The organism is Stenotrophomonas rhizophila, from assembly GCF_001704155.1.
Classification (GTDB): domain Bacteria; phylum Pseudomonadota; class Gammaproteobacteria; order Xanthomonadales; family Xanthomonadaceae; genus Stenotrophomonas; species Stenotrophomonas rhizophila_A.
In genome coordinates this window covers 2,171,039-2,185,604 of record NZ_CP016294.1, presented here as the reverse complement: position 1 = coordinate 2,185,604, position 14,566 = coordinate 2,171,039, and the positions used below count along the sequence as shown (strand labels likewise).

At 67.5% G+C, this 14,566-nt stretch carries 10 protein-coding genes; 2 read left to right on the top strand and 8 right to left on the bottom strand.

The genetic code is table 11. The features are described 5' to 3' along the window. Nucleotides 1-100: 100 nt before the first annotated feature. Nucleotides 101-2,137, bottom strand: coding sequence for an elongation factor G (gene fusA / locus BAY15_RS09855; protein ID WP_068851848.1), 2,037 nt, complete (start codon nucleotides 2,135-2,137; stop codon nucleotides 101-103). A 518-nt stretch (nucleotides 2,138-2,655) separates the two neighbouring features. Between fusA and BAY15_RS09850 the strand changes: the two genes are divergently transcribed. Then, nucleotides 2,656-4,854, top strand: a complete 2,199-nt coding sequence (locus BAY15_RS09850) for a TonB-dependent siderophore receptor (protein WP_083214120.1) — start codon at nucleotides 2,656-2,658, stop codon at nucleotides 4,852-4,854. Between the two features lie 23 nt (nucleotides 4,855-4,877). Here BAY15_RS09850 and BAY15_RS09845 read toward each other — a convergent pair whose 3' ends face one another. The 5 genes from BAY15_RS09845 to BAY15_RS09825 all read right to left on the bottom strand — a co-directional run bounded on the left by BAY15_RS09845 (nucleotide 4,878) and on the right by BAY15_RS09825 (nucleotide 10,232). Further along, nucleotides 4,878-5,654, bottom strand: a complete 777-nt coding sequence (locus BAY15_RS09845) for a heme ABC transporter ATP-binding protein (protein ID WP_068851845.1) — start codon at nucleotides 5,652-5,654, stop codon at nucleotides 4,878-4,880. Beyond that, on the bottom strand, nucleotides 5,651-6,691 hold the full coding sequence (locus tag BAY15_RS09840; protein WP_068851842.1) for a FecCD family ABC transporter permease: 1,041 nt from the start codon (nucleotides 6,689-6,691) through the stop codon (nucleotides 5,651-5,653). The genes BAY15_RS09845 and BAY15_RS09840 overlap by 4 nt, the downstream gene beginning before the upstream one ends. A gap of 13 nt (nucleotides 6,692-6,704) precedes the next feature. Further along, nucleotides 6,705-7,760: a heme/hemin ABC transporter substrate-binding protein gene (locus tag BAY15_RS09835; RefSeq protein ID WP_068851840.1), complete on the bottom strand. Its 1,056-nt coding sequence runs from the start codon at nucleotides 7,758-7,760 to the stop codon at nucleotides 6,705-6,707. A 52-nt stretch (nucleotides 7,761-7,812) separates the two neighbouring features. Further along, nucleotides 7,813-9,195: a YncE family protein gene (locus BAY15_RS09830; RefSeq protein ID WP_068851837.1), complete on the bottom strand. Its 1,383-nt coding sequence runs from the start codon at nucleotides 9,193-9,195 to the stop codon at nucleotides 7,813-7,815. A gap of 92 nt (nucleotides 9,196-9,287) precedes the next feature. Then, nucleotides 9,288-10,232: an alpha/beta hydrolase gene (locus BAY15_RS09825; RefSeq protein WP_428999297.1), complete on the bottom strand. Its 945-nt coding sequence runs from the start codon at nucleotides 10,230-10,232 to the stop codon at nucleotides 9,288-9,290. A gap of 195 nt (nucleotides 10,233-10,427) precedes the next feature. Here BAY15_RS09825 and BAY15_RS19145 point away from each other — a divergent pair, with 195 nt between their 5' ends. Further along, complete coding sequence (locus BAY15_RS19145; protein WP_157771714.1) at nucleotides 10,428-10,748, top strand: hypothetical protein; 321 nt, start codon at nucleotides 10,428-10,430, stop codon at nucleotides 10,746-10,748. 31 nt (nucleotides 10,749-10,779) lie between these two features. Here the strand turns inward: BAY15_RS19145 and BAY15_RS09820 are convergent, their stop codons facing one another. Both BAY15_RS09820 and BAY15_RS09815 read right to left on the bottom strand, forming a co-directional pair. Continuing rightward, a complete protein-coding gene (locus BAY15_RS09820) occupies nucleotides 10,780-12,015 on the bottom strand; it encodes a hypothetical protein (protein ID WP_068851834.1) in 1,236 nt (411 codons plus the stop codon). Then, entirely contained in the window at nucleotides 12,015-14,561 is a 2,547-nt protein-coding gene (locus tag BAY15_RS09815) for a TcfC E-set like domain-containing protein (RefSeq protein ID WP_068854651.1), read from the bottom strand. Before BAY15_RS09815 ends, BAY15_RS09820 begins: the two co-directional genes overlap by 1 nt. Between the last annotated feature and the right edge of the window lie 5 nt (nucleotides 14,562-14,566).

Here is a 14,566-nt window from a genome sequence, read left to right as displayed (position 1 = left end):
TTACGTGCGCAGGGTCATGGCTTTGACACGCATGGCGTGTCACTACGATCCTTGGTCGCCTGGTTGGGGCCGGCATTGCCGGCCCCTTTCCGTTTGACACTCAGGCGGCTTGTACTTCTTCGTAGCCGTTGAAGCGCAGGTCGCTGGATGCGCGGCCCTGGGTCAGCGAGCGCAGCGAGGTGGTGTAGCCGGACAACTGCGCCAGCGGCGCGTAGCCCACCACTTCCGCACGCCCACCCTGGTCCTCGATGGACGCGATGCGACCACTGCGGCGGTTGAGGTCGCCGACCACGTCACCTACATTCACCGACGGCACGTGGATGGCTACTTCCATCACCGGCTCCAGCAGGCGTGTTCCGGCCTGCAGCAGCGCGGCCTTCACCGCTTCGGCACCGGCTCGATGGAACGCCATGTCGGACGAATCCTTGGCATGGGTCTGCCCATCGACCAGCGCCACCTCGATGCCCACCACCGGATGGCCACGCGGACCTTCCGACAGCGCGCTCCGCACGCCCTTCTCCACCGCCGCTACGAAGCCGCGCGGGATCACGCCGCCTACGGTGCGGCCGACGAAATGCACCTCGCCGTCCTCGCTTGGGCTGACATCCAGCACCACCCGGGCGTACTGGCCCTGGCCGCCGGTCTGCTTGACCACCTTGCCTTCGATGCCACGCACCGCCTGCTTCAGCGTTTCCTGGTAGGCCACGCGTGGCGCGCCGGTGCGGACGTTGACGTTCCACTCGGTGCGCAGCCGTTCCACCATCACCTCCAGGTGCAGCTCGCCCATGCCCCAGACCAGGGTTTCGCCGCTGTCCGCTTCGGTTTCGACGCGGAACGACGGGTCTTCCTGGGCCAGGCTGGACAGGCCCTGCGCGATGCGGATCAGGTCGGCCGACTTTTCCGCAGTCAACCGCCACGCCAGCACCGCGTGCTGCGCCTGGATGGTGTCCAGCAGCAGCGGGCGCGAAGGTGCACTGAGCGTTTCACCGCTCACCGCATCCTTCCAGCCCAGCACCGCGACGATGTCACCGGCCACCGCCTGCTTGATGTCGTGGGTCTGGTCGGCCTGCACCCGCACCAGCCGGCTGACCCGGCGTCCCTGCGCATGCTGCGAACTGGCCAACGCATCGCCCACCTTCAGCGTGCCCGAATACACCCGTACGAAGCTCAATGCCCCATGGTGCTGGTGCGTGATCTTGAACAGCAGCGCCGCCAGCGGCCCATTCGGATCCGGCGGCAGGCTGACCTCGCCCGCCTCCTCCGTGGCCACCACGGCCGGCCGGTCTTCCGGCGCGGGCAGGTAGTCCACGATGGCATCGAGCAGGGTTTCAATGCCCTTGCTCTTGAACGCCGCACCCGCCAGCACCGGCACGCCGGCACCTGCCAGCGTGGCCCGGCGCAGCGCAGCGCGCAGCGCGGCGGGTTCCACCGCACTTCCGTCCAGCCAGGCTTCGGCCAGCAGTTCGTCGTGGTCGGCCACCGCTTCCACCAGTTCCGCACGCCGCGGCTCCCACTCGCTGTGCTCAGCGGTGGTCCACGCGGTGCGGGTCGGCGTGCCGGCGTCGTCCCACTGCACGGTGCTGCGGTCGACCAGGTCAACCCATCCGTGGAAGGCATTCTCGGCGCCCAACGGCCAGCCGAGCGCCCACGGCCGCGCCTGCAGCTTGTCCTCCAGCTGTGCCAGCACGCGCTCGAACGAGGCGCCGATGCGGTCCATCTTGTTGACGAACGCGATCAGCGGCACGCCATGGCGACGGGCCTGGTGCCACACGGTTTCCGATTGCGGTTGCACGCCATCCACGGCGGAGAACACCGCCACCGCACCGTCGAGCACGCGCAGCGAACGTTCGACTTCAATGGCGAAGTCGATATGCCCGGGCGTGTCGATCAGGGTCAGGTGGTGGGTCGGTTCGCCGCGCGGCGCCCAATGCGCCTGCACGGCGGCCGCGCCGATGGTGATGCCGCGCTCGCGCTCGATCGCCGAGAAGTCGGTGGTGGCCGCGCCATCGTGGACTTCACCGACGCGATGGATCTCGCCGGTTTTCCACAGCAGGCGTTCGGTGAGCGTGGTCTTGCCGGCGTCGATGTGGGCAATGATGCCGAGGTTGCGCCGGAGGTTCTGGGTCTGGGTGTTCATAAAAGGGGTCTCGCTGCTGCCAACATCAGGGAGCCGCACGCCGCCGTTGGCTAACGGGCGTGCGGCCAGGTTTGGGGCTCGGCGATCTGGTGCATGGCACGTTCTCCTTGATGCGTGGTGTTACGGAACACTGAAACGAAAAAAGCGCCCAATGGGCGCTCTGTCTGGGGTCCTGCGGTGATCGAATCCGATCAGCCGCCAGAGGAGCCGCGAGGCAGACGCGCCCGTCCCGCGAAAGCGCGGGTGCGAGTAAGAAACGTCAGGAGCGGCATCGAGTTCATGGCGGTGGTTGAGAGGATCTGCGGCGAATTCTAGACCTCTGCGTACGGGTTGCAAGCGGTTTTTGCTGCCACGGGTAGAACACTGACGGCTATGTCGAGCGGATTATCACGCGGGCGCGGAGTCAACTCCCTCCGCCCCCGCCAGTATATGCGAATAGGTCGCAATTGCATTGCGTGTCGGAATCCTTAAAATGGCGGGTCAACGTCGCTCTGCGACGACCTTGACGCTGGCAGTACATGACCCCCTCCCCCGCTTCGTTCCGTCGGTTGCGCCCCAACCTGCTTGCCCTCGCCTGCTGCATCGCCAGCGCCGCCGCTCCTGTCGCCCTTGCACAGAACGCCACCGATCTGGATGCCGTCCAGGTCAACGCCTACCGCGCGGCCAACAGCACCAGTGGCGCCACGAAAACCACCACCAGCATTGCCGAAACGCCACAGTCCGTCGCCGTGATCGAACGCGCCGAACTCGATGCGCGTGGCGTGCAGTCGCTCAACGACGCCATGCGCTATGTAGCGGGCGTGAGCCTGGAAAGCAGCGGTATCGACAACCGCGTGGACGACTTCCGCATCCGTGGGTTCGATGCCGGCAGCTGGGCCAACAACGTAACCCTGGATGGCATGCGCGCGCCGCAGGGCAGCCAGTGGAACCGCAGCATGTTCGACAGCTGGAACCTGGATCGCGTGGAAGTGCTCAAGGGCCCGTCTGCCGTGATGTACGGCCAGGTCGCACCCGGCGGCATGGTCAACCAGGTCAGCAAGACCCCCACCCCGGACCAGCAGCGGCTGCTGCGCCTGGGCGTGGATGCCAACGGCCAGTACAGCGCGGCCTTCGACGTCGGCACCGGCAGCGACGACAACACGCACCTGCTGCGTCTGGTCGGCCTGTACCGGGATGGCGACACCCAGATCAAGCACACGGCGCAGGAGCACTGGTTCCTCGCGCCCAGCTACACCTGGCAGATCGCCGAACGCACCCGCCTCACCCTGCTCGGCATGTATCAGAAGGACGACGGCGGCTCCACCTACCAGTTCCTGCCAATGGCCGGCACGCTCAACGCCACGCCCCATGGCCACATGAAGAACAGCACCTTCATCGGCCAGCCCGACTGGAATACCTTCGACCGCACGCTGTGGACGGCCGGCTGGATGTTCGAACACCAGTTCAACGACCACCTTACCCTGACCCAGAACGCACGCCGCACCCATGTGGATTCGCTGTACCGCGGCGTGGTCACCTTCGGCGCGCTGAATGCCGATGGCCGCACCCAGAACCGGCGCGGCGTACAGGGCACCGGCGATTCCGACGGCGACACCTTCGATACCCGCCTGCAGGCCCGTTTCAGCACGGGCGCGGTGGACCACACCGTACTGCTCGGCTGGGATTGGCAACGGGCAGACTGGGAAGGCGTGCGCAGCGCGATGACCAACCCGCGCGCGATCGACATCTTCGATCCCGTCTACTACCCGTACCAGCCCACCGTCACCACCGAAACACCCACCGCCGGCATCAACCGGCAGAGCGGCGTGTACCTGCAGGACCAGCTGGCCGCCGGCCACTGGCGCCTGACCCTGGGCGGCCGGTACGACTGGACCAAGGACGACACGCTGAGCGCCACCCGCAACATCGCCACCGGCATCTCGCAACCGGGTGCGCACAATGTGATCAAGAACGAAGCGTTCACCGGTCGTGCCGGCGTGCTGTACGTCTTCGACAGCGGTCTGACCCCGTATGTCAGCTATGCCGAATCGTTCCAGCCCTCCAGCAAGTCGCCATTGGACAGCTTCACCCAGACCGCGTTCGACCCGGTGACCGGCTCGCAATGGGAAGCCGGTCTGAAGTACCAGCCGGCCAGCGTCGATGGGCTGGTCACCCTGGCCGTGTACGACCTGCGCCAGCAGGACATGATTGTCGATGACCCCGTGGCCAGCCACCGCAACTGCGGCGCTACCGGCACGGCGGTCTGCTCGATCCAGGGCGACGAAGGCCGCGTGCGCGGCATCGAGCTGGAAGGGCGCATCACGCCGATCGAGGGCCTGAGCCTGATCGGTGCGGCCTCGCGGATGGACTCGGAAATGCTGACGTCAGCGGCCTACAAGGGCAAGCAGCTGGCCATGGTGCCCGACTACAGCGCTTCATTCTGGGCCGACTACACCTTCCAGGCCGGTGCGCTGCAAGGCGTGAGCCTGGCTGCCGGCGCGCGCTACAACGGCGTGAGCTACGGCGACAGCGCCAACCTGTACCGAATTCCGTCCTACACCCTGTTTGACGCTGCGCTGCGCTATGACCTGGGCCAGCATGGCAACACGCACGTGCAGCTCGCGCTCAACGCCAGCAACCTGGCGGACAAACGGTATGTGTCTACCTGCACCGGCGTGTCGTCCTGCTATTACGGCAGCGGGCGCACGGTGATGGCTACGGCGACGTTTGGCTGGTAGCCCCAGCCACGCAGGGCGTGGCGCTATGCGGGGGGATCGGCGACTACCACAAGCGGCACATCGCGTTGCGGGTGCCGCAGCACCAGCACCGGCTGCTGATACACGCGCTCGATGTGCTCGCGCGTCAGCACCTGGTCCGGCGTTCCATCAGCCGCCACCCTGCCCTGCTCCAGCAGCACGATCCGGTCGGCATACCCCGCCGCCAGGTTGAGGTCGTGCAGGACGACGATCACGCACGCGCCGTTGTCGGCCAGCTGCCGCACCGCACGCAGCGTCCGCTCCTGGTGCCGGAGGTCCAGCGCCGCGGTCGGCTCATCGAGCAGCAGCAACGGCGTGTCCTGGGTGAGCACCCGCGCGAACGTGGCCCGCGCCGCCTCACCGCCGGACAACGTCTGCACCTCGCGCCGCCGCAACCCCACCATCTCGGCCTGGCCCAGCGACTGTTCCACCCGCGCCGCATCGCGCAACGCATCGGCCGGGTGCGGCAACCGCCCCATCGCCACCACCTCGTCCACCGTGAACGCAAAGCGCACTGCATGGTCCTGCGGCATCACCGCCCGCTCGCGCGCCAGCGCCATCGCCTTCCAGTGCGAGATCGGCTTGTCGTGCAGGATCACCTGCCCGGCATCGGCCTCGACGTCGCCACTGGCCACCGCCAGCAACGTCGACTTGCCCGCCCCGTTCGGCCCGACCAGCGCCGTCACCGTGCCCGGCACGAACCCCAGGTGGATGTCGTGCAGGATGGACCGCTCACCGAAACGAACGCCCACGCCGTCCAGTTGCAGGAACGGCGCACTCATACCGTGCCGCTCCGGCGCTGGTGCAGCACCAGCCACAGGAAGAACGGTGCACCCAATGCTGCCGAGAACAAACCCAGCGGAATCTCCGCGGGCGGGTCCAGCGTACGTGCGGCGGTATCGGCGACCACGATCAACACCGCACCGGTCACTGCCGACACCGGCAGCAACCAGCGGTGCCCGGGGCCCACCAGCATGCGCACCACGTGCGGCACCACCAGCCCCACGAAGCCGATGGAACCGGCGAATGCCACGGCCGCACCCACCAGCAGCGCGCTGAACGCAATCAGCTTCAGCCGTGTGCGCTTCACGTCCAGACCCAGGTGCTGCGCCTGGCGCTCCCCCAGCGCCAGCATGTCCAGCGGCGTGGACAGCCGCAGCAGCGCGAACGTTCCCAGCACGAACACCGGCAGCGCCGCCGCCAGGTCGGCCCAGTCGGCCTGCGCCAGCGAGCCCATCTGCCAGAACACCAGCGACTGCAGCTCGCTTTCGCTGGCGATGTAAGTCAGGAACCCGATCGCCGCCGAACAGAACGCCGCCATCGCAATGCCTACCAGCAGCAAGGTCGCCGTGCCCGTGTTGCGCCCGGGCCGCGCCAGCGCATAGGTGAGGCTGATCGCTGCCGCACCCCCGGCAAACGCCGCCAGCGGCAGCGTCCAGCCGCCCACGCTGCCGGCGCCCAGCACGATGGCCGCCACCGCCCCCAGCGCCGCGCCCTGGGTCACCCCCACGATGCCCGGATCGGCCAGTGGATTGCCGAACAGCCCCTGCAGGCTGGCCCCGGCCATCGCCAGTGATGCACCCACCAGCGCGCCCAGCAGCGCACGCGGAATGCGCAGGTTCCAGACCACCGCCATGTCGCGCTGGCTGACCTGCGAGGGGTCGAGCATGCCCAGCTTGACCGCCACCGCCTGCACCACCTCCAGCGGTGGCAGGCGCAACGGCCCGACCGCGAACGAAGCCAGGATCGCGCCCAGCAGGGCCAGCGCCATCATCGCCAGCACCCATCCGCCTTCACGTCTGCGCGTAGCGCGTTCCATCACAGCGTCCTGCTCACGGCGACGGCAGTGCCGCCAGCGCCTTGGCCAAGGCCACCGCACCGCTGCCGGAGCCCACGCTGGCCGCCTTCAACTGCACGTCCGGCATCACCCACACCCGGTTGGCCGCGCCGGCCGGCGTCTGTTTCAACGTCGGGTAGGCCTTCCACAGGCCCGCTTCACCCCCGAACAGCTGCAGATCGTTTTCGGTCACCAGGATGACCTCGGGCGCTGCGGCCACAACGCCTTCATTGCTCAGCGCGGAATAGTTGGCCACCCCCGCTTCGGTGCCGATGTTCACGCCACCGGCCAACCCGATCAGCTTGCCCGAGGCACTGTCGGCGCCCGCCACGGTCGGCGCGCCGCCAGCCCCGGTCGCGGAAAGATGGATCACCCGCGGGTGCACCTTGCTGGCCGCAGCGATGCGGGCCGCCTCATCCAGCTGCGCCTGCACCTGCGTGGCCAGTGCCTCGCCCGCCGTTGCCACGCCCAGCGCAGCGGCCACCTTGCGTACTTTGTCCGGCGCCGGCTGCAGGTCATCGATCACCACCGCCGCCTCACCGGCACCGCGCAGTTTCTTCGCCAGCTCGGTATGCCGGCGCAGGCTGTTGCCCAGGAACAGCGTCCCCTCCAGACTCAGCACGCCTTCCACGCCGGTGGTGCGGTTGAACAGGAACTGCTTGGGCGCCTTGCGCCCTGCTTCGGTGGCCGAACGCAGCGGCGCCGCGTACACGTGGCCGCCCAGGCCCAGCGCTTCGATCACCGCGATGACATCGTCACCGCCAGCCACGATGCGCGAGGCATCTTTCACCGTGACCTGTTCGCCGTCGTCGGAGGTCACCGTCACCGGAAGCACCGGGATCAGGTTGGTGCTGGAAGGCACATTGGCGCCGGCCAGGTGCAGCCAGCCCTGCGGCAGCGCGGCAGGCGATGATGCGGTTGCGGCGTCGGCCGCCTTCGGCGCGGCTCCGGCAGGCGCTGCCGTTTCCGCGGGCGTGCCACCGCAGGCAGTCAGTGCGGCCGCCAAGGCCAGCACCAGCAGATGCCGGCGCGCGGTCAGGGAACTGGACATGTCATTACTCCGTCAGGTGCGCGCAGGGCCGCAGCCCCGCGCGCGGAATGCATCAGCGGCGGGTCGGGGTGATGCGGGTGATGCGGTCGCCCTTCGGGTCTTCCGCACCGCGCGACTTGTTGACCGCGAACACGTTGCCCTTGCCGTCTTCGCGGACGTGGTTCGGGAACGTGCCGCCGTCCAGGTTGCCCACCACCTTGCCGTCGCCATCCACCACGGTCACCGTGCCGGCACCACGATTGGTGACGTAGGCCAGGCCGGACACCGGTTCGAACGCCACGTTCAGCGCGCCCGCGCCCACCGGCACATCGTGCAGGACCTTGCCACTGGCCACGTCGACGATGAGCAGGTTGTCGGTGCCCTGCGAGGCCACGTACAAGCGGTTGCGCTTCGCATCGAAGGCTACGCCGGAGGCGCTGATCGAATTGCCCAGGTCGATCACCTTGTCCACTTTGCCGCTGGCCACGTCGACCACCGCCGCCTCGGGTGTCCCGATGCTCACCGTGAACAGCTTGCCGCTGGCTTCATCCAGCACCAGGCTCATCGGCACGAACTTCTCGTCGTCCACGCCGGATGCCAGCGTGATCGGCTCCAGCGCCTTGAAGGTCCTGGCATCGAACACCGACAGATGGTCTTCGCCAGCCGCCGACGCGAACACCTTGCCACGCTTGGCATCCACCACCACGTCACGCGCATGCGGCACCGCGCCCACCGGGAACTGGTGCACCAGTGACAGATCCGACTGGCGGTACACCGCCACCGTGTCCTGGCGGGTGTTGCTGACCCACACGTTGCCGTTGGCATCGTCCACGCCCACGCCATACACCGCAAACACGCTGCCGCCCTTGGCATCGGGCACCTGCGCCGGGGTGATCGCCTTGAGCACCTTCAGCGTCTTCGGGTCCACCTTGAGCAGCTGCGACTGGGTCACCGGCGGGCGGCCCACCGCCGAGGTCACGAACAGCGCGTTGCTGCCCGCGCTGTAGGCGCTCTGGTACAGCCCCTGCACCAGCTTGCCCGAACTCTGCTGGAACGCCTGCTGGCCGCTCAGCGGCAGGTTCGGCGACACCCGCAGTGCCACCACGGTCGCAGCAGCCGGCTGGCTGGCGCGCACCACCACCGGGTGCTGGCCGGGCACGGCGTCGGCCGGGATCTGCACGCTGGCCTTGAAGTTGCCCTGTTCGTCCACCACCACCGGCGTGGCGTTGAGCACGGTCTCGCCGCGCAGCAGCGTCACCTGCTGGCCGGGTACGAACGCGCGCCCGGTCACTTCAGCGGTGCTGCCGGGAATCACGTTCTCGTTGCGGGCGCTGACCTTGCCACGGAAGCCGTTGGCAGGCGCATCGAACACCGGCTGTGCGGACACCGCGCCGGTGGCCAGCGACAAGGCCAGGGCCAACGCGGCAACGCGCGGGAGGGAAACCAATCGGGACATAGCAGACTCCTTCTGTAGGGGCGCGCCAGCGGCGCGTGTCACAAGGGTTGCCTTGGCAGGGCCGGATCGGCGCAGCCTGGGTAAGGAAAAAATCAATCGGCGCTCTTGTCGGCCACGCCGTACAGCGCCGCCAGCGTGGCTTTCAGCGAAGCCGGCAGCATCGGGCCGTGGCCGAGGCCGGGAAATTCGCGGTAGGTCACCTGCAGCCCGGGCACCTCGGCCAGGCGCCCGCTCAGTGCATGCGCGGCATCGGGGGTGGCCCCGGCGATGCGGCGCAGGTGCGCCACCACGCGCGGGTTGTTCATGTCACGCACGCCGCGGTTGCCGCTGCGCTCGTCACCGCCGAGCATCAGCCACAGCTTCGCCGGCGCGGGGTGGGCGATGAACTCCTGCTCCATCGCGCCCTGCGGCGCGCCCTGGCTCCACCACAAGGAGGGGCTGGCGCTCACGTACTGCTGGAATGCGGTCGGCTGGGTGTACAGCGTGCTGAGCACGAACAGCCCGCCCAACGAGTGGCCCCAGAGCGACTGCTGCTGCGTGTCCACCCGGGCGCGGCGCTCCACCTCGGGCTTGATCCGCTGCTGGATGACCTCCAGGAACGCCTTGGCGCCGCCGCCGCTGGGCTGGGACGTGCCGTTCTCATCATCGGCCGTATCCACCCACGCGGTGTAGTCGAGCGTGCGGGCGGGTGAATCGATGCGCAGGTCGTTGTCGTACCCGATGAACACCAGCACCGGCGCGGCATGTGCGGCCAGGTCGCTCAGCATCGCCTGGTCGAACACCATGGCCGCTGCGTTGCCATCCAGCATGTACAGCACCGGCGCAGGCGCGTCCGCCTTGCGCACAGGCACGCCGACGTTGACGCGCCAGCGCCGTGCAGGCTCGCCGCTTTCAATCACGAAACGCTCGAACCGATAGCTCTGCGGCGGTTGGTCCAGTACGGTTTCGCCGACCTTCTGCAACGGGTTGCGTTGCTGGGCGGCAGCCGGCGCCATCGCGACCACGCCCAGTACTGCGGCAACGCCAGCGTTGCGCAACCACGGAGAGAAATCGGAAATCAGACGGGAAAACACAGCGGGCACGACCCAGGGCAAGACGATCGCCCCAGTGTACCCGAAATGCGAATGGGTATCACTTGCTTCGTGAACACCCTTTAGCGGTAGGTCACGACCGTTGGTCGTGACCCAACAAACGGAAAGTCCGGCCAAAAGGCCGGACTCCAGTTATTCCGTTTGAGCAGCAGCTTATTCTTCTTCTTCCTGCTGGCCGCCCTGCTGGTTGCGCTCGCCCTTCTGGTTCTGGTCCTGCTGTTGCTGCTGGCCCTGGCGCTGCTGGTCTTTCTGGTTCTGCTGGTTCTGCTGGCCCTGCTGCGGATTCTGCTGGCCCTGCTGCGGATTCTGTTGGTTGCCCATCATGCTTCTCCGGTAGACGGCGTCGAAAGCGATGCCGGTAAGCCAACACTAGGGACCGCCGCGTTACCGCCGCGTGCGCTGGAGATGCTGCGCGTCAACGAAAAACGCATGTACGTAAACAGTTCAGAACTGAACCCGTAAGTCGTCACGCTGTTGTCGCACACACCATGTCTCAAGGATCCGCATCGAAGATCACAGTCACGTCACCACGATAGCGGCTGCCGGGATGGTCCAGCATCGTTCCCACTGCCTCGCCATTGACGGCAAAATGCAGCCTGGAGGGGCGGCGGATGATGAAACTCTCGGCGGTCATCACAGGCGGCGCCATCGTGGTGGTCAACGCAACGCCAACCGCCTCTGCCCCCGACGATGCATCGCGGAAACCTGGCAGGGTCAGCTGGATATCGAGGGGCGCGTCTGGTGCATCCACGGTTTCGTTGCGGATCGCACAGCGACCATCCGGGCGCGCGTGCTGGCACTGCAGCGAGACGCTGAACTGCCCGGAGCTGCTGATGCTGAAGGGAAGCTCGCGCTCCAGCGCCTTCGGCACGATCCCATGGTCCGTCCACTGCGTCCACCCGCCGCGAGGGGCAAGCACGGCGCGGTCGCTCCCTGCCGGAACCTCCAGCTGGAACGCATGCTGGACCTCCAGCTGGAAGTGCACGTTGACGATGTTGTCATCCAGCTCAACACCGTTGCCCAGGTCGAAGTCGGCACCCTCGCCCGTACCACCCACGCGGAACGAGGTCATTCCGGTGTAAATCCCGCTGCGCATGGCCAGCGGCGCAGGCGTGGTCAATTGATAGGTGAAGTCGAACTCGGCGATGGCGTAGTTGTTCGTGTGCAGCCAGTGCAGCGCGCAGGCCAGCACGCCATTGCCCCGATCCTGGCGCAGCCACAGCCGCATGACGCTCCGGTTGTTTGCATTGGTGTTGCTCAACGCCCGGTTGCAGTTGATGGCGCCGCCCGTGGAGGCAGGCTCGGTGGGCCCATCCCCATCCTGGTCGACCAGGCGCAGCGCAGCGCCAATGATCTTCACGCCCAGATCGAACGTATGCGCGCCATCGTCGGAGGTGACCGTTACGGTACGCGGCCCCGGCATGCCGATGTAGAAACTGTCACGCCCATAATCGTTCGTGCGCACGCCCTGCTTGGTGCCCCGCACCTTGGTGTCGATGCTCCACCATTCGTTGTTGATGCATGCCTGCAGGTGCACGCTGTTGCACACCCCCGACCACGGCGTCGTGTTGACGAACTCCCGCTTGTCGGGGTCATTGATATCCGGCTTGAACTCCGCGGTGATGTAGATGTCGGCGGCATGGGCGCCAGCAGCAGCGGCAGCCAACGCAATGGCTGCCGCCGCGCGACGCACGCCACGCAGCAAGGTGGAGGGGGAACGTTCAAACATCACGGCATTGCTCCTGCAGCGGATGCAGCCGACGACGACTGCGCATGACCAGGGGACGTCGATGGGCACGTGAGGATGCCGGCCATCCACGTGTCGCCCTGCGGGCGGGTGGTCGTGCCGTCCAGCGCAAAGCTGCAGCCGGTCACCCTGGGGTGGCGGACTTCAAGGCTTGGCGCCCTGGCGCTCATCTCCAGCGCGAAGAAACCATCGGCCTCCGCTACGCTGCGCCCGGCATGGTTGATGACGTGGGCGCCGGCCAGCGGCTGCCCGGCGGCATCCTTGAGATGGCCCATCACGGTGAAGGTGCTGAGCACGTCCACCTTGCCGTAGGCCACGCCTCCCTTGTTGAGGTGATAGTCCAGCGTGGCCGGCTGGATGCTCGCAGCCGGCGCAGCGCGCCCATGGAAGTCGACCTGCAGGGCGCCGGTGCGATACGCAGTGACCGGCAGGAAGTTGCGGCCAGGGTGGAGCGCGTAGGAGCCACCACGGCTGTCGTATGCGCGCAGCTCCACATCGGGCAGCTCGGAGCTCACGTCCACGATCATGCCGGTATCGACACTGCCGACCTGCCCCGCACCGGCGATGGCAAGCTTGCCGCCGCCCATGGCCATGGTGCTTTCCAGGTTCAGGCCGCCACTGACGGTGCCGCCCAGCGACGAGCGCTGCGCATGCGCGTCGCCGCGCAGTGCAGGATGCTCGAACTGCGCGTTGCTGCTCAGGCCCAGCCCATCGCTGTCCAGCGTGGCCTGGCCGGCGACACTGCGCAGCAGACCCTCTTCATAGGTCTGCTGTACCCCCGCGCTGGCGTACAGACTGCGCCCGCCATCGGTGGCGGTGCGGCTGCCGAGGCTGCCGCTGTAGCGACGCCCCTCCTGGCCCAGCGCGATGTTCAGGGTGAAGTCGACACCACGGTTGCGGCGCGTGCCGCTGCTGGCACTGGCCGGGCGGTCGAACACCGCAGCGCGCCAGGTCGCGTCGCTGCCGAACAGGGTCTGGCGACGGCTGAAGGACAGGTCGAGCCCAACGCCGTTGCTGGTGCCCCCGTGGTGCGACACGCGCGCGGCAACGTAGCTGCTGTCACCGAGGCGATGGTTCATGCTCAGCGCACTGGTCTGCAGCCAGCCCGAGCGGGTCTGGGGCAGCTGGGCGCCGGGCCGCAGCGGCGGGTAGGCATCGTCACCGGGGCGGCGACGCTCCTGCCAGCTGCGGTTGTGCGAGGCGATCACGGTGCCTTTGCCATGGCGCCACATGCCCTGCAGGTCCACGCCACTGCCGTGGTCGCCGCTGTAGGCGTTGGTGTAGAGGTTGGCGCGGTCGTTGACCTGCCAGTCCAGCGATCCAGCGACGGCATTCTCGCCATCCAGGTGCTGGGCAGACAGGCCGAGGATCGCACGCGGATGTGCCAGGTAATTGACGATGCCGCCTGCGGCAAAGGCGCCTGAATCGGGGTCCTCCAGGGTGTCCAGCAGGCTGTGCTGGACACCGGCGAACGCACTGTAGCGCCAGCGGCGGCTCGGGTCGCGCCAGTTGCCCGGCTTGTGGATCACCGTGGTTTCACGCGAGCTTTCGCGTCCATCCTCGATGACCCGCAGTTCGACCTCGTAGATGCCGCCCGGCAGGCGACGGGTATCCAGCTCCTGCAGGCCCGGCTGCAATGGCTGGGTCTGGATCAGGCTACCGTCGCGGAACACCTCCACGGTGCCCTCGCGGTTGGCGGTCACGTACACCGGATACACGCTCGGTGCGCGCGAATCAATGGCCAGGCTGTCCGATGAGCCGGCCATCATGCCCACGGTGGTGTGGCTGAACGAGCCGGGCGCACGCGGCTGGCGGGTCACGCCCTGGAAGTTGGGCAGGAAGTAACCCACGCGCAGGAAGTTGTCGCGGAATTCGCGTTGTGCGTAGAGGCTCTGTACCGACTGGCGCAGCTGCCCGGCTTCATCGCTGCTGCGGTCGACCTGATAGTTGCCGACCAGCGTCCAGTGTCCCAGGCTGCCCTGTGCATCGAGCGCGTAGCGGCCGGCCGTAGCCACGCCCTGCCCTGCATAGCCGTTGAGCTGGTGGCGCAGGATCAGGCCACGACTGCCGTGTTCAGGCAGCGCGAGGTGGCGCTGCTGCGTGGCGGCGCGCCCACCGTTCTCGGTGGCGATGGAAAGCAGCGAGCTCTCCAGGCTGTAGTGAAGCCGCACCAGGCTGTCATTGCAGGCCTGTTCGCAGGCGCCCAACGGACGCGGTGCAGCCAACACCTTCAACCAGCGCTCGCGTTCGGCGGCCGGTTCGGTGCTGTCGTGGCTGTCGGTAAACTCCAACAGCGACAAGGTATTGTCACGGGTCAGCACGGCACGGGCATCGCCCAGGTACTGACCATCGCGTTCGACCCGTACCACCAGGGGTACGTCGAAGAAATGGTCACGGAAGTCATCGGGCAGCCCCCCAGCCTGGTCAAGCAGGGTGAGGCTTTCCAGTGCCGCAGGCGCAGCCTGCACTGCTGCAACGCTGCAATGGAGCATGACGGCGGTGGCGAGGGGAAGCAGACGCGGTGACATGGTCA

Coding starts and splice junctions, on each gene's coding strand:
- fusA (WP_068851848.1), bottom strand. CDS start 2,137: ATGAACACCCAGACCCAGAACCTCCGGCGCAACCTCGGCATCATTGCC.
- BAY15_RS09850 (WP_083214120.1), top strand. CDS start 2,656: ATGACCCCCTCCCCCGCTTCGTTCCGTCGGTTGCGCCCCAACCTGCTT.
- BAY15_RS09845 (WP_068851845.1), bottom strand. CDS start 5,654: ATGAGTGCGCCGTTCCTGCAACTGGACGGCGTGGGCGTTCGTTTCGGT.
- BAY15_RS09840 (WP_068851842.1), bottom strand. CDS start 6,691: ATGGAACGCGCTACGCGCAGACGTGAAGGCGGATGGGTGCTGGCGATG.
- BAY15_RS09835 (WP_068851840.1), bottom strand. CDS start 7,760: ATGTCCAGTTCCCTGACCGCGCGCCGGCATCTGCTGGTGCTGGCCTTG.
- BAY15_RS09830 (WP_068851837.1), bottom strand. CDS start 9,195: ATGTCCCGATTGGTTTCCCTCCCGCGCGTTGCCGCGTTGGCCCTGGCC.
- BAY15_RS09820 (WP_068851834.1), bottom strand. CDS start 12,015: ATGTTTGAACGTTCCCCCTCCACCTTGCTGCGTGGCGTGCGTCGCGCG.
- BAY15_RS09815 (WP_068854651.1), bottom strand. CDS start 14,561: ATGTCACCGCGTCTGCTTCCCCTCGCCACCGCCGTCATGCTCCATTGC.